Raw genomic sequence first — 25,365 nt, forward strand, 5'->3', positions numbered from 1 at the left:
TTATTGTAGCATTAATTTTCCATTATCCAATACGTACGTTTTGTCGAATTTCATATGACTTACAGCCTCATGAGATATTATTAAAAACGCTTTTTTAGAGTCCATTAAGGTCTTTTCTATAACTACTCTTGATTCGGTGTCAATTCCAGATAAAACCTCATCTAACATTATTATACTAGCGTTACTAAGCAAAGCACGAAGTAATAATATCTTTTTTCGTTGTCCTGTTGATAGATTTTTACCGTTTTCACTTATTTTATAATCTAAACCTTCATCGTTAGATATTATAAATTCGTAAAAATCAATCTTTTTAGCCATTTGGATAACCTCATAGGTATTAATAGTTTTACCAAAGGTTATGTTATAAAGTAGGCTTTCGTTGAATAAAATATCTTCGTTACTTACTAATAGCACATTATCCCTAATGGTGTTTTTATCGTATAACTTAACATCAACATCGTTAACTTTAATAGCGCCTTTACTTGGGCTATATAACAAGGCTAAAATTTTACAGAACGTAGATTTACCTGATCCATTTTTTCCTTCTATTTTAATTTTTTCGCCTTTACTAATATTAATATTTATATCATGTAGTATTGGCATCCCTGGCATATACTCAAACCCAACGTGATTAAAATCAACCGTAGTAACATCAACATTTGTAATCGCTTTTTCGGTGGATTGTGCCTCCGCTTTTTCATTAAAATCGAAGTACCTTTTTAAGATAACTAGGTTTTCTTGCAAGGTTAAGTTTTCACTTAAAATACTACTTAAGGAACCAAATATTTTAGATGATAACGCTAAAAACGTAATGATTTGCCCTAAAGTAATAGTTTGATGCAAAATAGCATCTTTGGATAATAAGGTTAATATGGTCAGTCCTGCAAACAGGGTTATTAAGGACACTACAGTAGAATTAAAAATACTATAATACTTAACTTTTGTTTGAATATTTATAAGCTCGTCAATATTATCGTTTACTTTTTCAGAGAATACGTTTTCAATTTTAAAACTTTTAATTACCTGAATACCTTCAATTTTTTCAATCATGGTAGAAAAGTAATTTGCTTTAATTGCAAACCTCTTCATCTCATTGGTTTTTAAAATTGGGGTCATAATCCTAAACCAAATATAGAATAGCACCATGACTACTAAAACGATACTTGTAAGTTGCCAATCTATAAACAGCAAAAGTATAAGCGAGTAAATAGATACTACAATATCTACTAGTATTCTAGTAAAAAATCTTAAAAAGAAATCTTTTAGTTTTCTTGAATCACTTAAACGTTCTGTTAAATCGCCTCGCCTAAAATTCTGAATAAAACGAATAGAGAAATCATTTAATTTCTGATCGAAGGTCCCTAAAAAGTATTTATCTAAAATGTTTCCTAAATGGATACTAATAAACTTTTTATAGAGTGATATTACTATATTAAAAATTCGGAATATAGCAACACCTATTACAAATAGAATTAAGATGTTTAACTGAAAACTAGGTAAAACTTTATCTATTAATATTTGATTAACAAAAACAGCTAACTGGGTAACACTTGCCGCAAAAATTGCTGTAAAAATGTATATATACCACAATTTCCTATCGGATTTTAACCCTCTAAGTAATTTGAGGTACATGCTCTCCTCGTTGTCCGGATAGTCTGGATGTACAATTGGTCTTTTGTCTTTTGCCTTTACAGTTAAAATTAAAGGCGCTTTAACCTTGATTTTACTTTTATTTAAGCCTAACGTTTTAAAATGCTCCGGAATGGCAAGTAAATCCTGATCGAAAATTAAATCTTCTAAAAACTTTTTTTCTAGTTTTTTGTCGGTAAATGGGTAATTTTCTTGATAATACCCAAAGTACATTAGCTTATTAAATAATGTCGTTACATCATTATCTCGTAAGGCTTTACTTTTGTCAACTTTATAGGTTTCGAGTTCGCTATTAATAATAATATTTAATCGCTCTGTCATGGATACCTGATCCAGATAACTATCTGAATAATGGGCTATCTTTTTTAACTTTTGTAAAGTTATATAGTAGGTTTTAACCCGATTGGAATCATAAACCTTAAGTCTTCCTCGTTTTATGCCATTAATAACAATATAATGTAATTCCTTTTTATGTTTTACAGGAATTATAAACGGGAATAGGTCTTTAAAGTAGGCTGTATTGTTTTTAGTTGTATTAACATCTAAAAGGCTAAAATTTGATTCGCAACCATTATCATCAAAAAATGTTTTTAAATCGCTCATTCTAGAGCCTTCTTGATTTAAAAACACCTCGTCTTTAATATATTGCCGGCTTACATTTTTATGTAAAATATTATAAACCGTTTTTACAGCACTTATACCACAATCGTTATTTCTAATTTGTTGGTCTATCATGTAATATTACTGTTATAGTTTGGGGTTTTAAGAGCCTCAAATATATTGTATTTATTTTTAATTGAGTTTTTTAGTAATCGCTTTCCAATTATTGCACATAGCTGTAGCACTGCTAAATCTGTTTTCTGGATTTGGTTCTAAACATTTTATTATAAACTTTTTTACCTGTTTTGGTATTTTACGCTTTAAAAACACTTCGTTTTCTCCTAAATTTAGCTGTTGTTTCTCGTCCACCATAGTTTTCCAGGTGTCTGCTTTAAATGGTAATTCTTTTATAAAAATATAATATATAATAATACCTATTTGATACACCTCTGCCTGAAAATGCGTAACTTTTGAGAAACGTCTATCTAAGGATCTTAATGCACGCTCTGGCGGAATAAAGGCATAAACACCTCCGTTTCTCACCTTTTCTTGTGCGTTTTCGATATTTACTTCAACGTTATTGGCATAACCAAAATCAATAATTACAGGAACACCGCTTTTTTGCACCATTACGTTACTAAAGTGAATATCACCATGATAAACATTGTTTTGGTGAACAATAGAAAATCCTCTAAGCATTTTTAAAATAAGCTTTACCTTTTCGGGTGTTTTTAGCTTATTGTTGTTCACATATTTAGAAATACTTACGCCCTCAATAGGTTTTAATAAAAAATAGGGTTGTTCTTTATAAGATTTAAAACCAAGCGTTTTATTTATATAAATAGAATTAAATTTATTAGCGAAATTAAATTCTTCCTCAAAATATGTACTGTATTTATCAAAACTTTTTTCGTCCTTAAACTTAGATTTATTTAAGAGTTTTACAACTAGTTTTTTATTGGTTTTTAGATCGCGAACTAAGTAAACATCTGTTATTTTATTGTTACCTAAAACAGATAAGACTTTATAATTTAAAAACGTGTCCTTTTCCTTAAACAAGGTATCGAGTTCTGGTAATTCTTCAATCTTATCTTCAGGAACAATCCAATGGCGTTTAGCTAAATCATTAAAAAAGCTTTCTAACTGACCTTTTAATAAATTAACATCTTCACTTTTTTCTAGTTTGAATTCTGCTTTGTAATTCTTAAAAACATCAGTTAATGTATTAGGCATTTCAAAATGCTTTAAAAAATTAAAAATAGTTTCATTAATTAAAAACACTTTTGTTCGCTTTGTAGAAATTAAAGCGAAATACTCAAGTTCTTGGTTTTTGTCCTTTTCTGAGCTGAGTTCTATATAACTAGAGAGTTTATACATAGTAGGATGTAAAGCTATTTAATATAATTAACATGACTAGACGCTACAATTAGTATTGAAGGTTAGTACATTAATAATTTTGAGGGAAGATAAAAAAAGATAAAAAAATTAGTTCTTGGCATTAATACTTACTGTCCTAATTTTTTTAAGTTTTAAGCAAAAAAAACAGGTTTACATATGTAACCTGTTTTTTTTTGAAATTATATAAATCCTATCCTTCTACGTAAATAGGTGGTTCTGGTGTTTCACATGCAACAGATGATGATGACGATGATGACGATGACGAGCTTGAACTAGAGTTAGAACCTCTTCCTCCACATCTTCTTCTTCTACTTCTTTTTCTTCTTCTACCTCTGCAACCTCCGGCTACAACTTCATCAATTTCATTATAATTTAAATCCTTGATTAAATCGTTTAATTTTATCATAATATTCTATTTTAAGAGTTAATAACAATTACTCTGCAAATCTATATAAAATAGAATAACTAGGCACTTCGGTTTAACGAGTTTAAAAGTAATTGGTCTAAATTACCACAGCCGTTAATCTAATTCCTACTAAAAATTACTTTAATCAGTAATTAAGTCAAGTTTTACTGAGTTAAAATACCACTTATACTTGGCCGTAATAACATCTAATTCAGACTTTAACAAATTTCTCTTAGCAATTGCAAAATTGAACGCGTTAATTTTACCTTCTTCATATTTAAGCTTTGAGGTCCTAAATGATTCAGCTGAAGACAATAACACCTCGTTTGAAGATTTATACTCTACGATAGCATCTCCAATATCCTGATATGCCTTTTCTACCTCGAAAATTAAATTATTATTTACCACCTGTTTTGCCATAACTGCTTTTTCATGATCGAGTTTAGCCACTTGAACATCATAACTATTTTTTAAACCATTAAAAACTGGAATGCTTAAAGTTGCTCCTATAGAGTTTGTTTTATTATCTCTATACTGAGTTTTAAAAGGAAAAAGATCTTCATTATCTTCTGACAAGCTTCGCACATAAAAGGACTCTACTTGATATTTAAGACTTAGTTTTGGTAAAACTCTCCCTCTTACTTCTCCTATTAATGCTTTGGTTATGTCTACAGCATAATCGGCGCTTTTAGCAATTGGGTTATTAGCAAGAACTTTATCTATATAATAGGACTTATCTTTTAAAGCCTTTTCATCAACCTCAAAAAGGTTATCATAAAAAACAACTTTATCGGTATCCACATTATAATTAAGCAGATATAGTAAATTTAGTAATGCTCTTTTTTTACTATTTTCACCTAGCTCTACATTTTTTTTATCTATGGCATGTTCTGCAATAGCATCATACAATTCACTTTTAGCAATGTAACCATAGCTTAAAGCATCGTTTAACCTATTAATTTGTTTATCACTTTCTGCTAATTGGTTATTTAATAATTTTAAATACTCATCATTAAACATAACATCTAAATAAAACTGTGCTATGGTTAATAATAAATCTCGTTTTGCAATTTTGGCATCGGCAGCAGATTTTTTAACACTAGCTTTTGCTCTTTTAAAACTACTAAAGTTCGAAAAGTTTATTACATCCATTGAGGCACTTAAATACATATCGTTAGAAAGGAAATCTTCGTTAACTCTGGTATTTGTAGAGGGCTCAATATTAAATCCAAATTCATAATCTTGGGTAATACCAATTCCAACATCGGGCAGAAAATGCCATTTAGCTCTATTACTTAAAAGCTTCTGCTTTTCCACCTCCATGTCGTTTTGTTTTAAATCTAAATTATTTCGAATAGCCAAAATAAAACAGCCTTCTAGCGTTAATTCTAGCTCGCCATTAGTTTGAGAGTGCGTTACCCCTATACTTAAAAAACTAATGATTAATAATAGGAAATACTTCATAAATAGGTCATTTAGGACTTGAAAATTTTCTGCAAGATATAGAAATTAAAAAATAAATAAACTTTTTTGTAACATTTTGAATCGTTGTAACGTATAACTATTGAACGACCTATTTATTCACAAATTAAATTCAGGACACATTAAATGAGACAACTTAAAATTACGAAGCAGGTTACCAATAGAGAAACCGCTTCGTTAGATAAATATCTACAGGAAATTGGTAAGGTTGATTTAATTACAGCCGACGAGGAAGTTGAATTAGCGCAACGTATTAAAGCTGGCGATCAAGTAGCTTTAGAAAAGTTAACGAAGGCTAATTTACGTTTCGTTGTATCTGTTGCTAAACAATACCAAAACCAAGGCTTAACATTACCCGATTTAATTAATGAAGGAAACTTAGGTTTAATTAAAGCTGCACAACGTTTTGATGAAACTCGTGGTTTTAAATTTATATCGTACGCCGTTTGGTGGATTCGTCAATCGATTCTTCAAGCATTAGCAGAGCAATCTCGTATTGTACGTTTACCATTAAACAAAATTGGTTCTATTAATAAAATTAATAAAACATTTGCTTTTTTAGAGCAAAGTCATGAACGTCCACCTTCTGCCGAAGAAATTGCAAAAGAATTGGATATGACTATTAATGATGTTAAAGAGTCTATGAAAAACTCTGGTCGTCACGTTAGTATGGATGCCCCTTTAGTAGAAGGTGAAGATTCTAACTTATACGATGTATTAAACTCGGGCGAGTCTCCAAACCCAGATCGCGAATTGTTACATGAATCTTTACGCACCGAAATTGAGCGTGCTTTAGAAACGTTAACACCTCGTGAAGCAGATGTTATTCGTTTATACTTTGGTTTAGGAAACCAACACCCAATGACGTTAGAAGAAATTGGTGAAACGTTCGATTTAACACGTGAGCGTGTAAGACAAATTAAAGAAAAAGCTATTCGTAGATTAAAACACACGTCTAGAAGTAAAATATTAAAAACATATTTAGGCTAGTAATTTTCTGTTAAGAATTACGACTAAATTATAGTAACAACAGTTACAACATAACTGTTCGTTTTTTGATTGATGAAAGAACCCGCGGCTGATTACCGCGGGTTTATTCATTTTGGAAAACGCATAATTTTAAATCACCAAACATTAATATTAGTAATATGCTAAAAACTATTTGTTACACAAGCAAGGTAAAACCAAACATAGACATAATGGGCTTTGAAGCCTTGTTTAACGAAACGCAAACCAAAAATAACACCAACAACATTACAGGTGTGCTGGTTAAAAAAGATAGTGCTTTTTTTCAAATTATAGAAGGCCAACCCATACTCATAGATGTTCTTTTTGAAAAAATAAAAATAGATAATAGACATTCTAATATTATTGAATTAGTAAACACCTCTATTACCAAACTTAGTTTTAAAGATTTTAATACAAACTACACCATTATTGACGATCTTGACGCACTTTATAGCTTACAAGATTATCTAACACACTTAGAAAATAAAGAATGTGAGTCCAAAGCTATTTTTTTACAAATTATTGAAGATCTATTAAGTTCTGACTAATAAAAAACTTTAGATTTGCGACAACAAAACAAAAAATATTAAAATGGCTTCTAAATTAATTGCGCCTTCAATGCTAGCTGCCGATTTTGGCAATTTACAACGTGATACAGAAATGGTTAACAATAGTGATGCCGATTGGTTCCATATTGATGTTATGGATGGGCATTTTGTACCAAACATCTCATATGGTATGCCTGTAATTGCAGCCATAAAAAAACATGCTACAAAGCCGTTAGATGTGCACTTAATGATTGAAAAGCCAGAACGTTATATTGAAGAGTTTGCAAAAGTGGGAGCAGATATTATAACCGTGCACCATGAATCTACAGTACATTTACACCGCACCCTTACTCAAATAGAAGATGCAGGTTGCAAAGCTGGTGTTGTATTAAACTTAACTACACCTGTTTCTGTTCTAGAAGATATTTTACCTAAATGTTACATGGTTTTACTTATGTCTATAAACCCAGGTTTTGGTGGCCAAAAGTTTGAAGACATCACATACAATCGCGTAAAAAAATTACGCAAAATGATTACGAATCAAGGTTTAAACACCCGAATTGAAATTGATGGTGGTGTTACCAACAAAAACATTAAGAAACTAGTTGAAGCTGGTGCCGATGTATTTGTTGCCGGAAGTCATGTTTTTAAAAGCACTAACCAGACTGAAACCATAAAAGAATTAAAAACGCTTGCTAATTCTTAAATTTGCTTAACCAAATAATATAGTAAATCGGTTGACGATACAATACCAACGGGTACACCATCATCTACCACAGGAACCGCATGAAACTCGCGATCTGCTAATAATTTTGCTACGTCCTTAATAGAAGTATCACTAGTTACCGTTACAACATCTTTAGCCATAACTTGTTCTATGGTAAAGGCATTATAGACTACAGAATTAACTGTTCGACTACCTTCTGCTGCACTTTCGGCAAAACTAATACGCATTAAATCGGTAAAACTAAGCATACCTACTATTACACCATGAGAAACTACTGGCATATGTTTAATTTTATGTCTATTAAACAACATCTCTACCCTATCTAAATCCTCTCTAGGGCTAATTGCAATAATATTTTTAGTCATTATCGTAGAAATCGGAATGTGTGGTACCATGGCGTATATATTTAAAGTTACAAGGTAAATTTACTTCAGAAATTAGATTGATTTTATGATAATTATCACTTATCTTAAAATAATATTCAACCCACAATGAACTATAGTGTCCCTAAAATTGTTTTAGCAAATATTTTATTAAATCGGTTGTAGTAACAATACCTTTTAATGTGTTATTATCCACTACTGGCAGCGCATGAAATTCTTTAGACGCCAATAACTCAGCAACTTCTTTTATGGAACTTGTAGAAGAAACCGTTACAATATTGCGTTTCATTACTTGATCGATAGTAAACATATTATATACCATAACATCTACAGCACTCTCATCTTCGTTGGTAATATCGGCAAAACTAAGTCGTAACAAATCACTATAACTAAGCATACCTACAATTACATGACCATTAACTACAGGAATATGTCTTATTTTATATTTTTTAAATAAATGCTCGGCAGTTTCAAGTTTATCTGTTTTGTTCAATGTTATAACATCCTGGGTCATTATCATTGAAATTGGTGCTTTTCGTATCATAACATTATAGCTTAAGTTTATACTATAAAATTACGTAACCTAAGCCTCCTTTTTTATGATAAAAGTCATGACTAAAGTACTAGTAGCACGGAAAATTAAAATTGAGCATTTGCCTAACCTTAAAATAAATTAAAGGAAATTGATTTCTAAAGGCTTGCGGTGTTTCAATAAAGGTTTCTAGAATAACGGCTAGCAATTCAAAATCATTGGTAAAGGCGTAGTGCCTTAAATACTCTGATGATACTAATTTATTTTTTAAAATTTCATCTTTAGCAAGCAACGCTCTAAGCTCATTAAAAGTATCTATAAAAATCACAGAATTTATATCCTCTTGATAAATACAATTAAAATGAATAGCATGTGCAAATTCGTGAATCCCTAAATTTAGTTTATCATCTTCAATACGGTAACCTTCCAAAAAACTATCCCACGATAACACTAAAGTATTCAGGTTTGCGTTAAACTCACCTTTATGATAAACTTTATTTACTTCAGAGAAATATTTGGTTGGGTAAATAACAATATTTTTAACGGCTTTAATACTAAAATCTCTAAATCCGAAAGTAAGCATCATTTCCGTGGCAGACACTAGCACTTTTACCTCGTCTGTTATCTCAAAACCCGCTTTACCTATAAACACCTTACTTTGCATAAAAGCTGTAACACGATGCCTAAAATAGCTTTGGTTTTTAGCATCTAACCGCCTATAAAATGTAAACTGCTCAGTTAATATTTTGGTTTGACTTCTAGTTAGCGTTTTACGAAAAAGATAGAAATGTACAAATGCGGGACGATTAGTAAAAAAAGTATAAGTCATTTCTACCCCATCCAGTATGCTGGTAATTATTTTTCTAATAAAAATAAGTACTAAAACAATTACAAGTCCTATCAGGATAGATAGAATAATTGTTCCTATATAATATGAATCCGGATTAGTTTCCAAATGATATAAATATGATTTAAGGCACTGTAAAATTAACCTATTTAGCCTATTATTTAGTCTTATTAAAGAAAACTTGGTCCAAACAATGTGCTTTTAAGAAAAACCATAGATTTCTTTATAATTTTATGAGAAATTTAAGAATGATCATTTCATTTACTATAGTCTAGATAGTATATTTAAGGAATAACTTTAAAAAAAAAGATATGAAAACATTATATGAAGCGACCACACTAGCCACAGGAGGTCGAAAAGGAAAGGTAAAATCGGAAGATGGTCCATTGGATTTTAATTTATCGGTACCAAAATCTATGGGTGGCTCTGGAGGTGATGGTGCTAATCCAGAACAGTTTTTTGGAGCAGCTTATGCCGCGTGCTTTGGCGGCGCCATACAAGCAGTTGCCGAAAATGAAAAAATTAAAATTGATAACGATAAATTAAGCGTAACTGCTATAATAGGATTCTGTAAAGATGATGATGGATTCTTTCTAGAAGCCACCCTAGATTGTTATATACCGGGTGTAGATGTTAAAACAGGTGAGGATTTAGTTGAAAAAGCTCATGAAATTTGCCCGTTTAGTAAAGCTACACGAGATAATATAACCGTTAGATTGAATTTATTATTGGATGAATAATATAATTCACTTATAGTTTAAAAAAGAAGCACTTCTTACGAAGTGCTTTTTTTTGTGACCGCGAAGGGATTCGAACCCCCAACCCTCAGAGCCGAAATCTGATATTCTATCCAGTTGAACTACGCAGCCATTTAATTATTATTTCAATTTATTTTTTAAAAACTCTATGCCTTCCTCTGCCTTTAAATAGTTTTCATACTCTTTTGCTTTAACTCGAGAAGTAAACACTTTAGAATACACTAAAACCCAAGGCCTGTGTTCTTTTGTTTCTTTATGTTCTCCCATATTATGTTGGGCAATTTTTTTTTGTAAATCATTAGTTAACCCTTTAAACAAAAGATTATCTTTTTCACTACTTATAACATAAACATAAAAAATCATTCGAAACTATTTAATGTAGCAATTAAGATAATTTTGCCTTAACAATATTAGAAATGGTTTTTCCATCAGCTTGTCCAGCCAATTCTTTGCTTACCATACCCATAACCTTACCCATATCTTTCATACCATCTGCTCCTACTTGCTGGATAGTGGCCACAACAACTTTTTCAATTTCTTCGTCGGTTAAGGCCTCTGGCAGAAACTGACTAATAACCTCAGCTTCATCAATTTCCGGTAATGCCAAATCCTTTCTATCTTGTTCTAAATAAATAGCCGCACTATCCTTACGTTGCTTAACTAGTTTTTGAAGTATTTTTAGCTCTTGCTCTTCTGTTAATTCTTCTTTTGCACCACTTTCTGTTTGTGCTAACAAAATAGCCGATTTAACCGCACGTAAAGCCGTTAAAGCCGTTTGGTCTTTTGATTTCATCGCTGCTTTTAAAGCCGTCATTACTTCTTGTTGTAAACCCATATTTTTTTATTATTTACTGTACTGCGAAGATAGAAAAAAGTTAGATGCTTGAAGACTAAAATTAGTAATTAAAAAGATTCCCTCCTTCGAGGAAATGACAAAATAACACCTAATAAAAAGCCCGAAAAGTTGAGGGAACTTTTCGGGCTTATAAATAACACACTTTAATAAATGGTCTATAATTAATCTACATTATCATGTAAGAATGAATTATTACTTCTTAATTGAATATCATCATTATCATCTAAACCAATACTTGTTCTCGACATATTAGTTTCTGATGAATGTTTTGCTTCTTTTAAATCTACACCTTGCCTTTTATATGCTGGTACTTTTTCTATATCATCAATTTTAGCATTGTTAAACTTATAATTGAAGTCTTTCATTTTGCGTCTGCGCTCTTCGGCACGTTCTTTAAGCATATCTGAAATTGGACTGTTCATAGGATCTACCTCATCATTTTCCTCTTCATTTACTGTAGGTTCTACAACCACTTTCTTTTCAAAAATGATTTCCTCTTCAACATCTTCTAAAACTTCTTTACTAGTTTGTTTAGACTTAGTTTGAGTACCTTCTGCCTCGGCATAATCATCTAAAGTATAACGAATATCGCCATCTTCATTCGTTTCATTAACCGTAACTAGCTCCACGTAATCATTTACAGGAATGCTTTTAACCTCTTCAGTTAAATCGTGAGTAATCGTAGCTTCAGCTTTTTCTTCAACTTTTTCAATTACCTCTTCTTTTTCTTCATTTTTAACCTCATTGCTGGTTGGCGTTAATGGCATATCGAAGGTTAGAGTGATTTGTTTCTCTTCTTCAATATAATCTGAGATTAATTCAACATCAGCAATACTTTCAGAATCAGATGCCATTCTAGTAACTGGCTTAATTATAAAACTATCGTCTTCATTTAAACTAGAAATATTCGCGCTTACCTCATCGTAAACCACATTGATATTTTTAATAAGATCTGAAGTTGGTATTAAATCTATTTCTCTTTCAACTTTTTTTACCTCAGATTTTTTAACAAAAACCACATCTTCTTCTGGTTCTAAATCTAAAGTATGACGAACAACTGGAGCTTCTTTCTTTTCTTCTAAAACTATAGTAGGCTCGATAATAACAGGCTCTTTATCTTGAGCATCTAAATCCTGCTCTTCACTTAAAGAATGTACTACCTTTTTAGTTTCTGTATTAGAAATCTCGTCTTGTTGCTCGATATCAAAACCTGTTGCAATTATGGTTACAGCAATAGACTCCTCTAACGATTCATCCTCACCAACACCCATAATAATGTTTGCACCATGACCGGCTTCGGTTTGTATGTGATCATTAATTTCTCCTATTTCATCGATAGTTATTTCTTGAGCACCAGAAACAATTAGCAACAATACGTTTTTAGCACCTGTAATTTTATTATCGTTTAATAATGGTGAATCAAGAGCTTTTCGAATAGCATCTTGAGCACGATTTTGTCCTGATGCTAAGGCAGAACCCATAATAGCAGTACCACTATTACTAAGTACGGTTTTAGCATCACGTAAATCTATATTTTGTGTGTAGTGATGTGTAATAACTTCGGCTATACCACGAGCAGCGGTAGATAACACCTCGTCAGCTTTAGAGAATCCTGCTTTAAAACCAAGATTACCGTAAACCTCGCGAAGTTTATTATTATTAATCACAATTAAAGAATCAACCACGTTTCTTAACTTCTCAATACCCTTTTGAGATTGTTCGATACGCATTCTACCTTCAAACTGGAACGGCATGGTTACAATACCTACTGTTAAAATATCTAAATCTTTAGCCATTTTAGCAATTATAGGTGCTGCTCCTGTACCTGTACCACCGCCCATTCCGGCAGTAATAAATACCATTTTGGTATTGGTATCTAGCATTTGAGAGATATCATCAAAACTCTCAACTGCAGATTGCTCTCCAATATCTGGGTTTGCTCCTGCACCCAACCCTTCGGTTAAATCTAATCCTAATTGGATTTTATTTGGAACACCACTGTTTTGTAAAGCTTGTGCATCGGTATTACAGATATAAAAATCTACACCTTTTATACCTTGCTGGAACATGTGATTAATGGCATTACTACCACCACCACCTACACCTATGACTTTAATGACATTTGACTGATTTTTGGGTAAATCAAATGAGATACTTGTTTCGAATTCTTTTTTGCTGCTCATAAAATTCTATTTTTCTGGGGGATTTTTCTACTTAATATTTTAATTCAATGGTTTCTCTATACGCCAGTAATCACTTTGTTTTAAAGTGCAAACTGGACATGTTGCTCTATATAATAACTTACTCTGCATTATCTAAAAAATCTTTAACGCGTTCAGTTAACTTATCAAGGAAAGAACGTCTTTCCTTAACAGGTTTTTCTATAACTTCTTCTTCTATTGTTTCTTGTGGTGTTTCAACTTCATCAACAACTTCTTCCTCTTGTTGCTCTATCTTTTTACGCTCTTGACGCTTTAATCCATCCAACACTAATCCTACGGCTGTAGCAAAAAGCGGACTTGTAATATCATCATCACTATCGCCAGCCAAATGCTCGTTAGGATAGCCAATTCTAGTATCCATACCGGTAATATATTCCACTAGTTGCTTTAAGTGCTTTAGCTGTGCGCCTCCACCCGTTAAAACAATACCCGCAATTAGTTTTTTCTTTTGTTCTTCGTGTCCGTAGTTTTTAATTTCAACATATACTTGCTCTACGATTTCAACAACCCTAGCATGTATAATTTTAGACAGGTTTTTTAAAGTTATCTCTTTAGGCTCTCTTCCTCTTAAACCAGGTATAGACACAATTTCGTTATCCTTATTCTCTCCCGGCCATGCAGAACCAAATTTTATTTTTAATAATTCGGCTTGCTTCTCAATGATTGAACAACCTTCTTTAATATCTTCAGTAATCACATTACCTCCAAAAGGAATTACTGCGGTATGACGAATAATGCCATCTCTAAAAATAGCCAAATCGGTAGTTCCACCACCTATATCGATTAAAGCAACACCAGCTTCTTTTTCTTCTTGACTTAAAACGGCATTAGCAGATGCCAAAGGCTCTAGTGTAATACCTTCTAGACCTAATCCAGAACTTTGTACACAACGGCCAATATTTCTTATAGAAGAAACTTGCCCAACAACTACATGGAAATTCGCTTCTAAACGACCGCCATACATACCTATTGGTTCTTTTATTTCGGCTTGTCCATCAATTTTATACTCTTGTGGTAGTACATGGATAATTTCTTCTCCAGGTAGCATCACCAATTTATGTACTTGATTAATTAATCTATCGATATCATCAACATCTATTACGGTTTCAGAATTAGATCTTGTAATGTAATCGCTGTGTTGTAAACTACGAATGTGCTGTCCTGCAATACCTACAGTAACCTCGTCAATTTTCATATCTGCGGCCGCTTCTGCCTCTTGAACTGCTTGTTGAATAGACTGAATGGTTTGTGTAATATTATTTACCACACCACGGTGCACACCCAAGCTTTTAGATTTACCTATACCTAAAATCTCGACTTTGCCGTATTCATTTTTACGCCCAATCATCGCCACAATTTTTGTGGTTCCTATGTCTAATCCTACTGCTAAATTATGTTCCATAGCTTAAATTTTGGTACAAATTACTTGGTTTTCAAACTCTAAATTCACTTTGCTATAATTGCCAAGTGTGTTATCTTTTTGATTTTTTTTATAAAATGCTTTTAGGTTATTAACTTTTTTATCTAAAAAATTAACATCACCTAATTTTACAATAAAATCACATTTTCTTAGTCTTAAATACAACTGTTTATTATTATCCTGATTAATCTCAAAAACATGCTTTTTTAAGAAGTCATCATTTTTAACTTTACGCGCTATTTTATAGACGTTTGTTAAATTATTTTTTTCAATGCTACCGGTAACTAAGGGTACTCTTGCTGAATAGTTTTTAGACAACGGCATAAATATGCCCTCATCATCAATGTAATAAGACGCATTTGTACTCACCCTTGCTATAGGCGTTTTCTGTTCTATCTCAGCGTTAAGCGTGCCATTTACAGCAACATACACTTCTGCAGATTTTATTAACGGATTAGATTTGAGGGTATTTTCTAATTCATTCAAAACTAAAGCTTCTTTAGGCACGTTTTTAAGCCCTCCATAATTTTGTATTAACAATTTACTAACAGCCTCGCTTGTGACAAACAGGTTGTTTTCGCCAACAAATTTCACTTGAGGTTCTGACACACTTCTATTTGCATTTCGCGCTGAAGCAAAAGCAAACAAAAAGACCACTACGCCTAGCAAAACAAACATTTTTATGTAGTTCCAATTAACTTTCAACACTAAACTCTTTTTTAATGTATTTTACTTGTTCTCCTATATCTCCGGCTCCTATAGTTAAAATAACTTGAGCCTTACTTTCGTGTATTTTAGCTAACAAATCAGTTTTACTAACTAACTGCTTGTTTTTATTACTTATTTTATCTAGCAACCACGACGATGTAACACCTTCAATTGGCAGCTCTCTTGCTGGGTAAATATCTAACAACATAAGGTCATCGAACTGGGCTAAACTCTTAGCAAAATCGTCTGCAAAATCTTGTGTTCGGCTAAACAAGTGCGGCTGAAAAATAGCCAACACCTTTTTATCTGGATACATTTCCCTTACCGCCTGATGAACGGCATTTATTTCTTCGGGATGATGTGCATAATCATCAACAAAAACCAAATTATCGGTTTTAATATGATAGGTAAATCTACGCTTAACCCCTTTATATGATGCTAAAGCATTGGCGAGCTGGTGGTGCGGGCAACCATATTCTACAGCCATCGCCAAGGCTATTAATGCATTCGACAAATTATGTCTACCAGGTAGGTTAAATTGTAAATTTTCAAGTACCGTTTTTGGCGTTTTAACATCAAAAACATAAGTGCCATTTTTTATTTTTATATTTTGAACGGAATAATCCGAATCGTCTTCAATACCATAAGTAATGCCTTTTAAAGGCAATCCATTTTTTACAAACAGCTTACCGTTTGGTTTTATTTTTTTTGTAAAATCTTCGAATGTTTTTTTCAACTCCGCGGCATTACCATAAATATCTAAATGATCGGCATCCATGGATGTAATACATGCCAAGTCTGGCGATAATGTTAAAAACGAACGATCGAACTCATCGGCTTCAACCACACTAACTTCAGATCCATTTAAAATTAAATTAGAATTATAATTTTCGCTAATTCCACCTAAAAAAGCTGTTAGCGCCACATTACACTCACGCATTAAATGCCCTAATATGCTTGTTGTGGTTGTTTTACCGTGCGTTCCTGCAACAGCCAAGCAAAAGGTATTCTCGGTAATTAGTCCTAAAATCTGAGAACGTTTTAAAACCTTAAAACCATTCGACTTAAAGAAATTTAACTCTGCATTATCTTTAGGAATTGCAGGCGTATAAACAACAATGGTATTATCCGGGTTTTTAAACTGCGATGCAATGTTATCTTTAGAATCTTCAAAATGAACCGCCACACCCAAATCGACCAAACTATTGGTAATATCGGTTTGCGTTTTATCATAACCAGCAACATTTTTGTTATTCGCCTTAAAATAGCGCGCCAAAGCACTCATGCCAATACCGCCAATGCCTACAAAATAGATGTTATGTATATTATTTAAATTCATTTAATTTATTTCAGAAGTTTTTCTACCTCGTCAGCTATATCTTTAGTTGCATTTATTAATGCTAATTTTTTAATATTATCTGATAATGTTTTCTGTCTTACTGGCGCGTTTAAAAGCTGAGAAAATTTGTTTTCAAAATCGGCATCTAAATCTTCTTCTTTTATTAAAATAGCAGCATCTTCATTGACAATAGCCATCGCATTTTTGGTTTGATGGTCTTCTGCCACATTTGGCGAAGGAATAAAAATTACCGGCTTACCTACTATGCATAATTCGGACACCGAGCCTGCTCCTGCTCTAGAGATTACAATATCTGCAGCAGCATAAGCAAAATCCATGTTGTTTAAAAACTGATACACTTGAATTCCTTTTGTATTATCACAAATTTTATATTGCTGGTAATATAATTTTCCGCATTGCCATATAATTTGAATGTTATGCGTATCGAAAAAATCTAATTTCTTCTCGATTAATTGATTAATCCTTCTAGACCCCAAACTACCACCAATAATAAGTAGCGTAACCTTGTTGGGCTCCAAATTAAAAAAGCGCTTTGCCTCTTCAATTTTTGTTTCTACATTCAATAAGCCTTGGCGAACCGGATTACCTGTTTTAATTATTTTCTCCTTTGGAAAAAAGCGTTCTAAACCATCATAAGCAACACAAATTTTCTGTGCTTTTTTAGCTAGTAGTTTATTGGTAATTCCCGGATAAGAGTTTTGCTCTTGAATTAAAGTTGGAATATTACTTGAAGCCGCAGCTTGTAATAATGGACCACTTGCAAAACCACCAGTACCAATAGCTACATCTGGCTTAAATGATTTTATTATTTTACGAGCCTCCCAAAGACTACTTATAACCTTAAACGGGAAACTTAAATTTTTTAAAGTTAGCTTACGCTGAATACCAGAAATCCATAAACCTTTAATCTGATATCCAGATTGAGGCACTTTTTCCATCTCCATTCTATCTTTGGCACCTACAAATAAAAATTCGGCATCTGGAAAACGAGATTTTAACTCGTTAGCAATAGCGATGGCAGGATAGATATGACCTCCTGTTCCTCCTCCGGATAATATGATTTTATATTTATTCATTTAAATGGCCTCGCTTAAAATTTCTAACGGATTATCTTCATTAATTTCTTGTTCCTTTATCTCTTCTCGTTTTGCGCTAACACTTAATATAATTCCAATAGCCAAACAAGTCATCCAAATAGATGTACCACCACTACTAATTAATGGCAATGTTTGTCCCGTAACCGGAAACAACTCAACCGCTACAGCCATATTTATTAAGGCCTGAAAAACAATAGGCAAACCAACACCTAGCACTAACAACTTACCAAATATGGTATCTGATTTTTGAGCTACAATAACAACCCTAAACAGAAACCACAAGTAAAGCGTCATAATTACAAAGCCACCTATTAAGCCATACTCTTCAATAATTATAGCAAAAATGAAATCGGATGATGATTGTGGTAAAAAATTCTTCTGCATGCTTTTACCCGGACCAACACCCCAAATTTGACCTGTTGCAATGGCAATTTTTGCTTTTTCTATTTGATAATCGGCTTCGGTATCTTCTGGGTTAGAAAAACTTTCAATTCGTCCCATCCATGTATCAATCCTATTAGGCATTGCATCTGGAAACGCCTTAGCTATTAATATAAACAAGGTTAAAACCAATATCCCCGAACCTATAATTACTGCCAAATAACGCAGTGGATATCCACCAAGAAACACCAACATAACAACCATTAAAAACATGATAGCTGCCGTTGAAAAGTTGGCAGGTAAAATTAATATAAGCACTAAAAAAACAGGAATCCAAAGCGGTAAAATAGACGCCTTGAAGGTTACTGTTTCCTCTTTAATTTTGGACATATATCGCGCTACATAAACCATTAAAACAACAGCCGCTAGAGTTGATGTTTGAAAAGACATACCCACAAATGGAATACGTATCCATCTACTAGCATTTGCCCCAGCTATTGTTGTGCCTTGCATCATGGTTATAGCTAGTAAAACCAAAACAATTGGTATCATTATTAAAGACAGGCCTTTAAAATACCTATATGGAATTTTATGTACGCCGTAAATTATAGCAAAACCTAAAATTAAGTGCACAAAATGTTTAATAAAAAAAGTAAAGGTATTTCCTCCCGTGCCTTTATACGCCAAATTACTGGCCGCACTGTACACGGGTAAAAACGATAAAATAGCCAATAGCGCAACTATTGCCCAAATTAAACGATCTCCTTTTATGTTGTTAAATAATGTTTGCACTTAAATTTAATATTATAAGTTTCTTACTGCATCTTTAAATTGACGTCCGCGGTCTTCATAGTTTTCAAATAAATCGAAACTTGCACACGCTGGCGATAACAACACACTATCACCAGATTCAGATAATTTGTAAGCTATTTTAACAGCCTCTTGCATGTATTGCGTTTCAATAATTACATCGACCATATTCCCGAAGGTATTCATCAATTTTTCATTATCGACACCTAAACAAATTATGGCTTTTACTTTTTCGTTTATAAACGGAAATAGCTCTTCGTAATTATTACCCTTATCCACACCACCAACAATCCAAACTGTTGGAGCGCTCATACTTTCCAAAGCGTAATATGTAGCATTTACGTTAGTTGCCTTAGAATCGTTTATGTACTGTACTTTATTTATTTTAAGCACCTCTTCTAAACGATGCTCAACAGCCTGAAAGTTCTCTAAACTTTCTCTTATTGTTTGCTTTCTAATTTTAAGCAAATGCGCTACAGTAGAGGCCGCCATTGCATTTTTAGTATTGTGGTTTCCTTCTAGTTTTATTTTAGCTGTTGGCATAATTATCTCGTTGTTATTTATTGTTAGTCTAATATTTTCGTTGTCCAAATACGCGCCATTTTTTATAGGTTTTACTAATGAAAACGGCAATAATGTGGATTGAACTGGGTTATTTTTTAAATGCTCTACAATCACTTCATCATCGGCATCATAAATCAAATAATCATCTTTAGTTTGATTCATGGCAATTCTGAATTTAGATTTGATATAATTTTCGAATTTGTAATCATATCTATCTAAATGATCTGGAGTAATGTTTAACAATACAGCTATGTTTGGTTTAAAATCGATAATATCGTCTAACTGAAAACTACTTATTTCCAAGACATAGTTTTTAAAGTCTTCTTCCAAAACCTGTTTCGCAAAACTGTCGCCAATATTACCTGCCAACCCCACATTTAACGCTTCCTTTAAAATGTGATGCGTTAATGTAGCCGTTGTTGTTTTTCCATTACTACCCGTAATTCCAACTATTGTAGCTTCGGTAAATTTTGAAGCAAATTCAATTTCTGAAACTACTGGAATACCTTTTTTTCGAATTTGTTTTATCAATTCAACTTTATCAGGAATTCCAGGGCTTTTCATGACGATATCGGCATTTAGAATCTTAGATTCCGTATGCGATTCATCTTCCCATTCAATCTCATTATGTATAAGAACTTGTTTGTACTTTTCTTTTATTTTTCCTTTATCTGAAACAAAAACTTCATAGCCCTTCGCTTTTCCTAAAAGTGCTGTTCCAACACCACTTTCCCCTCCTCCTAATATCACTAAAAAGCCTCCTCCAACTCCTCCAAATGAGGAGAGCTGTTTACTCGGTTGATTTTCCTTTTTCGTTTTCATTATTACTAGATTCCCGCTTTCGCTGAAATTTATCGTATTTTCAATGTTACAATAGACAGGATAGCTAGTAATATGCCTATAATCCAGAATCTTGTAACAATTTTACTTTCATGATATCCTGATTTTTGATAATGATGATGCAAAGGCGACATTTTAAAAATGCGTCGTCCTTCACCATATTTCTTTTTGGTATACTTAAACCAACTTACCTGCATAACAACCGATAAGTTTTCGGCTAAAAATATCCCGCACAACACAGGTATTAACCATTCTTTACGCACGGCTATAGCAATAACCGCAATAATTCCGCCAATAGTTAAACTTCCTGTATCTCCCATAAACACTTGAGCCGGATAGGTATTGTACCATAAAAACCCAATAAGCGCCCCTACAAATGCTGCTATATAAATGGTAATTTCCTCAACCCTTGGGATATACATAATATTCAAGTATTCCGAGAAAATAATATTACCAGAAACCCATGCAAAAATGCCTAATGTAAGCACGATAATTGCCGATGTACCGGCTGCTAAACCATCTATACCATCGGTTAGGTTTGCCCCGTTTGATACCGCAGTTATTATAAAAATGGTTACTAAAATGAATATAACCCATGCATACTTTTCTAAACTCGGACTAATCCATGTGATTACTTTTGCATAATCAAACTCATTTCCTTTTACAAAAGGAATTGTTGTTTGTGTTGATTTTACCTCTTGCTTAAATAATTTTGAAGCTTCTATATCTGGGTTTTGAGCTAATAAAACACGTTGCTCCTCTATTGGCAACTTCTCTTTCATGGTGACATCTTGATGAAAAAACAACGTTGCCCCAACAATAATCCCTAAGCCTATTTGGCCCAACACTTTAAACCTACCTTTTAAGCCTTCTTTATCGTTTTTAAACTTTTTTAAATAATCATCAATAAAACCAATAACACCCATCCATAGGGTGGTTACTATTAAAAGAATGATATAAATATTCTCGAGTTTCGCTAACAAAAACACCGGTATTAAAGTAGCTAGAATAATAATTAAACCGCCCATAGTAGGGGTTCCGGCCTTTTCTTTTTGTCCTTCTAAACCTAAATCTCTAATAGTTTCTCCCATTTGCTTTTTTTGCAAAAAGCGAATAATTCTTTTACCATAAATAGTAGAAATTAACAGTGATAAAATCATAGCCAAAGCCGCTCTAAAGGTTAAAAACCCAAAAAGTGAAGCTCCAGGAAGTTGAAACTGTTTTTCTAAATATTCAAATAGGTAGTACAGCATATTATTTCATCTGTTGTTTTATAATGTTATCAATGACCAGATGTAATTCGCCATTAAACATTTTTGTTAGTATGAGCTTTATAAACATGCTCATTTCTGTAATTGTTTTAAAAGTTCTTTTACTATTTTAAGATCATCGAAATCGCTACGCACACCATTTACTTCCTGATAGGTTTCATGACCCTTTCCGGCTATTAAAATGATATCGTTTGGCTGCGCCATTTGGCAGGCCGTTTTTATAGCCTGTTTTCTATCTGAAATAGTTAATGTTTTCTTGAAATTTTGAGGCTCAACACCCGCTTCAATCTCACTTAAAATATCTTCTGGTTTTTCACTACGTGGATTATCACTAGTAAAAATCACTTTTGTACTTAATGCCGATGCGATATGCCCCATTTTAGGACGCTTTGTTCTATCTCTATCTCCACCACAGCCTACAACCGTAATAAGTTCTTCATTTTTAGTACGTATGCTGTTTATGGTTTCTAACACGTTTTTTAATGCATCAGGTGTATGCGCATAATCAACAATGGCTGTTATTTTTTCATCTGAAATAATATATTGAAACCTTCCGCTAACACTTTCTAAATCACTTATTAAACGTAATACTTCAACTTTCTCGAGACCTAACAATTCCGCAGTAGCGTAAATAGCCAAAACATTATAGGCGTTAAAATTCCCAATAAGTCGTGTCCACACCTCACTATCATTCACCTTTAATAACAAGCCTCCAAATTGATTTTCTAGAATTTGAGTTTTGTAATCGGCATACTGTTTTAAAGCATAAGTGTATGTCTTAGCCTTAGTGTTTTGCAGCATAACTAATCCATTTTTATCGTCGGCATTTACTAGTGCAAAGGCGCGACTGGACAGCTCATCAAAAAATTTCTTCTTTACATCTCTATACTCGGCAAATGTGCTGTGATAATCTAAATGATCGTGAGACAGATTAGTAAAAATGCCGCCTTCAAAATGCAAACCTTCTGTTCTAAACTGATGAATACCATGAGAGCTTACCTCCATAAAGCAAAACTCGACACCTTCAGCATTCATTTCGCTTAAATATCTGTTTATAGTTAAGGAATCTGGCGTGGTATGAGTTGCTTTATACTCTACCTCATCCACCATAATTTTTACAGTAGATAACAAACCTACTTTGTAACCCGCTTTTTTAAACAACTGATACAATAAGCTACTTACCGTAGTTTTCCCGTTTGTTCCCGTTACACCAACAAGTCTTAAATTCTCTGATGGATTACCATAAAAATTTGAAGCCATAATTGCCAATGCTCTACTTGTATTATCAACCTCTACATAAGTAACGCCTTCAACCAAGTTATCAGGTAAATTTTCGCAAATTACACTTGTAGCACCACCACTTATAGCCTTGTCTATATAATCGTGCCCATCGGCAACCAAACCACGAATAGCCACGAAAGCATGATTATTTTCGATTTTTCTAGAATCGAAATTAATAGCCACAACATCTATATTTGTGCTGCCAACTACCGCGTTTATAGTAGCCTTATAAAGTATGTCTTTTAGTGCTATCATGATGCTTTTAAAACTACGGTTTGGTTATCTTTAAGTTTTGTGTTTTTATCTACAGATTGTGATTTTACAATGCCATTTCCACTTAATTTCACGGTAACATCAATCTGCATATTTTCAAGTAAAACAATCGCATCCATTGCTGGCATACCAATTAAATTTGGCATTATTGTTTTATAGGTTTGTGCTGTTTTATAAAACCCTTCATATTCTTTATCAACATCTGCAACATTCATTTGTAAGGTTTCAACCTCATCTATTAAAGGCGTATCTGTATAAATTTTTTGAGCCACCCTTTTAAAAACTGGTCCTGACACATCTGCTCCATAATACCCAACACCTTTATCGGGCTCGTGAATAACAACAATGCATGAATACTTTGGGTTTTCGGCAGGGAAATAACCTGCAAAAGATGAGATATAGTTTAATTTAGACTTATCGCTATAATCCTTTTGACACGTTCCTGTTTTTCCTGCCATAGAAAAGTTTTTAGAATACAAACGATGTCCCGTACCGTGTTTTTTCTCTACAACATTTTTAAGCAGTGCTTGCAGCTTAGAAATCGTTTCTTTAGAGCAGATTTGTTCGTTAATAACCTCTCTTTCAAAAGGCTCTATAACCTTATCAAATTCCTTAACCTCTCTTAAAAACCTAGGCTTAACCATAACACCATCGTTAGCAACAGCATTGTAAAAGGTAAGTGTTTGCAAAGGAGTAAACGACACGCCATAACCATAGGCCATCCATTGTAAAGCAATACCACTCCAACGTCCGTTTTTAACTCTTGGATCTGGTATAATTGGCATAGGCTCTCCTATAATTGGTAAGTCCAAACCATTATTTAGGTTCATGTCATATAATCTGTCTACAAACTTTTCAGGATTTTTTCTGTAGCCCTGATCTATAATTTTTACAATACCTGTATTGGAAGACACCTCAAAAGCCTTAGAAACGGATATTTTCCCGTAACCACCATACTTGGAATCACGTACTTTTTTACCGTAAAAACTTAAAACACCTTTTTCCGTATCTACCACATCGCTGGTATCAGCTACTTTATCTTCAAAAGCCGCTGCGAGCGCCATAAGTTTAAACGTTGAACCAGACTCGTGACTCTCACCAACCGCATAATTTAAACGCTCATAATAATGTCCGTTTTTATTTCTTCCTAAATTTGAAATGGCACGAATCTCTCCAGTTTTGGTTTCCATAACCGCCACACAACCATGATCTGCCTTATATTTTTCTAACTGTGCTAATAAAGCATGATGTGCAATATCTTGAATGTTTACATCGATAGTAGTGTAAACATCGTAACCATCTTGTGGCTCAATTTCATTTGCATCACTTAAAGGCTTCCATTGCCCTTTACCAATTTGCTGTTTTTTACGCTGCCCATCTACACCTCGCAAATACTTAACACCAAAAGCACCATCAATACCAGGTCTTGTTACATTGCCTTTATCATCAACACGTTCATAACCTATAGTTCTTTGCGCAATACCACCCATTGGATGCTCACGTTTTGTGGTTTGCTCTACAATTAACCCGCCTTTAAAAGCTCCTAATTTTAATAATGGAAAATTTCTTAATCGGATATAATCAGAATAGCCAATATTTCTAGCCAACAAGTAGTAACGATTTTTATTAGCACGAGCACGTCTAAGATCTTTTAAAAGCTTAGTCGCTGATTTGCCAGAATATTTTGAAAGTGAATCGCAAAGTGGTTTTACGTATTTTTCGAAAGTTTTAGCGTTTGGAGTTAAGGCATCAAAACGAATATCGTACTTAGGAATTGAGGTTGCCAACAGATTTCCGTTTACAGAATACACATTACCTCTATTAGCAGGAATCACAACATTTTTAACAACACGCTCTGTGGCTTTTGCTCTATATGCATCACCTTGAAGAAACTGAATGCTTAACAATTTAAACACCACAGCAAGCCCGAAGATGAACATACA

The 25,365-nt window shown here is 33.2% G+C and carries 23 protein-coding genes and 1 tRNA gene; 4 read left to right on the forward strand and 20 right to left on the reverse strand.

What is annotated here, in order from left to right; all coding sequences use genetic code 11:
* From AAFN75_RS03310 to AAFN75_RS03325, 4 genes are all read right to left on the reverse strand, one after another.
* Positions 1–2,385 (reverse strand): ABC transporter transmembrane domain-containing protein, encoded by a 2,385-nt coding sequence (locus AAFN75_RS03310; RefSeq protein ID WP_411808216.1) that lies wholly within the window; start codon positions 2,383–2,385, stop codon positions 1–3.
* 57 nt (positions 2,386–2,442) lie between these two features.
* Positions 2,443–3,627, reverse strand: a complete 1,185-nt coding sequence (locus AAFN75_RS03315; RefSeq protein WP_411808217.1) for a protein kinase domain-containing protein — start codon at positions 3,625–3,627, stop codon at positions 2,443–2,445.
* 211 nt (positions 3,628–3,838) lie between these two features.
* Positions 3,839–4,054, reverse strand: coding sequence for a hypothetical protein (locus AAFN75_RS03320; protein WP_144118205.1), 216 nt, complete (start codon positions 4,052–4,054; stop codon positions 3,839–3,841).
* Between the two features lie 141 nt (positions 4,055–4,195).
* Positions 4,196–5,518 carry a TolC family protein gene (locus AAFN75_RS03325; protein WP_144118206.1) on the reverse strand — a complete coding sequence of 441 codons (1,323 nt, stop codon included), beginning with the start codon at positions 5,516–5,518 and terminating at the stop codon, positions 4,196–4,198.
* A gap of 144 nt (positions 5,519–5,662) precedes the next feature.
* Here AAFN75_RS03325 and AAFN75_RS03330 point away from each other — a divergent pair, with 144 nt between their 5' ends.
* From AAFN75_RS03330 to rpe, 3 genes are all read left to right on the forward strand, one after another.
* The gene (locus AAFN75_RS03330; protein WP_042497104.1) at positions 5,663–6,526 is read left to right on the forward strand and encodes an RNA polymerase sigma factor RpoD/SigA; all 864 of its coding nucleotides are present in this window, start codon (positions 5,663–5,665) and stop codon (positions 6,524–6,526) included.
* Positions 6,527–6,684: 158 nt separating this feature from the next.
* Complete coding sequence (locus AAFN75_RS03335) at positions 6,685–7,092, forward strand: BLUF domain-containing protein (RefSeq protein ID WP_144118207.1); 408 nt, start codon at positions 6,685–6,687, stop codon at positions 7,090–7,092.
* 43 nt (positions 7,093–7,135) lie between these two features.
* Positions 7,136–7,798: a ribulose-phosphate 3-epimerase gene (gene rpe, locus AAFN75_RS03340; protein ID WP_411808218.1), complete on the forward strand. Its 663-nt coding sequence runs from the start codon at positions 7,136–7,138 to the stop codon at positions 7,796–7,798.
* Here rpe and AAFN75_RS03345 read toward each other — a convergent pair.
* The 3 genes from AAFN75_RS03345 to AAFN75_RS03355 form a co-directional block, all read right to left on the reverse strand.
* A complete protein-coding gene (locus AAFN75_RS03345) occupies positions 7,795–8,214 on the reverse strand; it encodes an HPP family protein (RefSeq protein ID WP_411808219.1) in 420 nt (139 codons plus the stop codon). The genes rpe and AAFN75_RS03345 overlap by 4 nt on opposite strands.
* A gap of 112 nt (positions 8,215–8,326) precedes the next feature.
* Entirely contained in the window at positions 8,327–8,746 is a 420-nt protein-coding gene (locus AAFN75_RS03350) for a CBS domain-containing protein (protein ID WP_144118210.1), read from the reverse strand.
* 79 nt (positions 8,747–8,825) lie between these two features.
* The gene (locus AAFN75_RS03355) at positions 8,826–9,563 is read right to left on the reverse strand and encodes a zinc-dependent peptidase (RefSeq protein ID WP_411808220.1); all 738 of its coding nucleotides are present in this window, start codon (positions 9,561–9,563) and stop codon (positions 8,826–8,828) included.
* A gap of 329 nt (positions 9,564–9,892) precedes the next feature.
* Here AAFN75_RS03355 and AAFN75_RS03360 point away from each other — a divergent pair, with 329 nt between their 5' ends.
* Positions 9,893–10,321, forward strand: coding sequence for an organic hydroperoxide resistance protein (locus tag AAFN75_RS03360; RefSeq protein WP_144118212.1), 429 nt, complete (start codon positions 9,893–9,895; stop codon positions 10,319–10,321).
* A gap of 55 nt (positions 10,322–10,376) precedes the next feature.
* On the opposite strand, the gene AAFN75_RS03365 is transcribed toward AAFN75_RS03360, so the two are convergent.
* From AAFN75_RS03365 to AAFN75_RS03425, 13 genes are all read right to left on the reverse strand, one after another.
* A tRNA-Arg gene (locus AAFN75_RS03365) sits at positions 10,377–10,450 on the reverse strand.
* Between the two features lie 9 nt (positions 10,451–10,459).
* Complete coding sequence (locus AAFN75_RS03370) at positions 10,460–10,702, reverse strand: GIY-YIG nuclease family protein (protein WP_411808221.1); 243 nt, start codon at positions 10,700–10,702, stop codon at positions 10,460–10,462.
* Between the two features lie 22 nt (positions 10,703–10,724).
* Complete coding sequence (locus tag AAFN75_RS03375; protein ID WP_144118213.1) at positions 10,725–11,174, reverse strand: GatB/YqeY domain-containing protein; 450 nt, start codon at positions 11,172–11,174, stop codon at positions 10,725–10,727.
* A gap of 182 nt (positions 11,175–11,356) precedes the next feature.
* Positions 11,357–13,378 carry a cell division protein FtsZ gene (gene ftsZ / locus AAFN75_RS03380; protein WP_411808222.1) on the reverse strand — a complete coding sequence of 674 codons (2,022 nt, stop codon included), beginning with the start codon at positions 13,376–13,378 and terminating at the stop codon, positions 11,357–11,359.
* A gap of 118 nt (positions 13,379–13,496) precedes the next feature.
* Entirely contained in the window at positions 13,497–14,819 is a 1,323-nt protein-coding gene (gene ftsA / locus AAFN75_RS03385; protein ID WP_411808223.1) for a cell division protein FtsA, read from the reverse strand.
* 3 nt (positions 14,820–14,822) lie between these two features.
* The gene (locus AAFN75_RS03390) at positions 14,823–15,344 is read right to left on the reverse strand and encodes a cell division protein FtsQ/DivIB (RefSeq protein ID WP_411808224.1); all 522 of its coding nucleotides are present in this window, start codon (positions 15,342–15,344) and stop codon (positions 14,823–14,825) included.
* Positions 15,345–15,531: 187 nt separating this feature from the next.
* Positions 15,532–16,884: a UDP-N-acetylmuramate--L-alanine ligase gene (gene murC, locus AAFN75_RS03395; protein WP_411808225.1), complete on the reverse strand. Its 1,353-nt coding sequence runs from the start codon at positions 16,882–16,884 to the stop codon at positions 15,532–15,534.
* A 5-nt stretch (positions 16,885–16,889) separates the two neighbouring features.
* Entirely contained in the window at positions 16,890–17,981 is a 1,092-nt protein-coding gene (murG, locus tag AAFN75_RS03400; protein ID WP_411808226.1) for an undecaprenyldiphospho-muramoylpentapeptide beta-N-acetylglucosaminyltransferase, read from the reverse strand.
* On the reverse strand, positions 17,982–19,175 hold the full coding sequence (locus AAFN75_RS03405) for an FtsW/RodA/SpoVE family cell cycle protein (protein WP_411808227.1): 1,194 nt from the start codon (positions 19,173–19,175) through the stop codon (positions 17,982–17,984).
* Positions 19,176–19,187: 12 nt separating this feature from the next.
* Positions 19,188–20,579, reverse strand: a complete 1,392-nt coding sequence (murD, locus tag AAFN75_RS03410) for a UDP-N-acetylmuramoyl-L-alanine--D-glutamate ligase (RefSeq protein WP_411808228.1) — start codon at positions 20,577–20,579, stop codon at positions 19,188–19,190.
* A gap of 29 nt (positions 20,580–20,608) precedes the next feature.
* Positions 20,609–21,850 carry a phospho-N-acetylmuramoyl-pentapeptide-transferase gene (gene mraY, locus AAFN75_RS03415; protein ID WP_092851363.1) on the reverse strand — a complete coding sequence of 414 codons (1,242 nt, stop codon included), beginning with the start codon at positions 21,848–21,850 and terminating at the stop codon, positions 20,609–20,611.
* Between the two features lie 90 nt (positions 21,851–21,940).
* Complete coding sequence (locus AAFN75_RS03420) at positions 21,941–23,404, reverse strand: UDP-N-acetylmuramoyl-L-alanyl-D-glutamate--2,6-diaminopimelate ligase (protein WP_411808229.1); 1,464 nt, start codon at positions 23,402–23,404, stop codon at positions 21,941–21,943.
* On the reverse strand, positions 23,401–25,362 hold the full coding sequence (locus AAFN75_RS03425; RefSeq protein ID WP_411809267.1) for a penicillin-binding protein: 1,962 nt from the start codon (positions 25,360–25,362) through the stop codon (positions 23,401–23,403). The genes AAFN75_RS03420 and AAFN75_RS03425 overlap by 4 nt, the downstream gene beginning before the upstream one ends.
* Positions 25,363–25,365: the final 3 nt, after the last annotated feature.

This window comes from Algibacter sp. AS12, from assembly GCF_046736315.1.
GTDB classification, from domain to species: domain Bacteria; phylum Bacteroidota; class Bacteroidia; order Flavobacteriales; family Flavobacteriaceae; genus Algibacter_B; species Algibacter_B amylolyticus.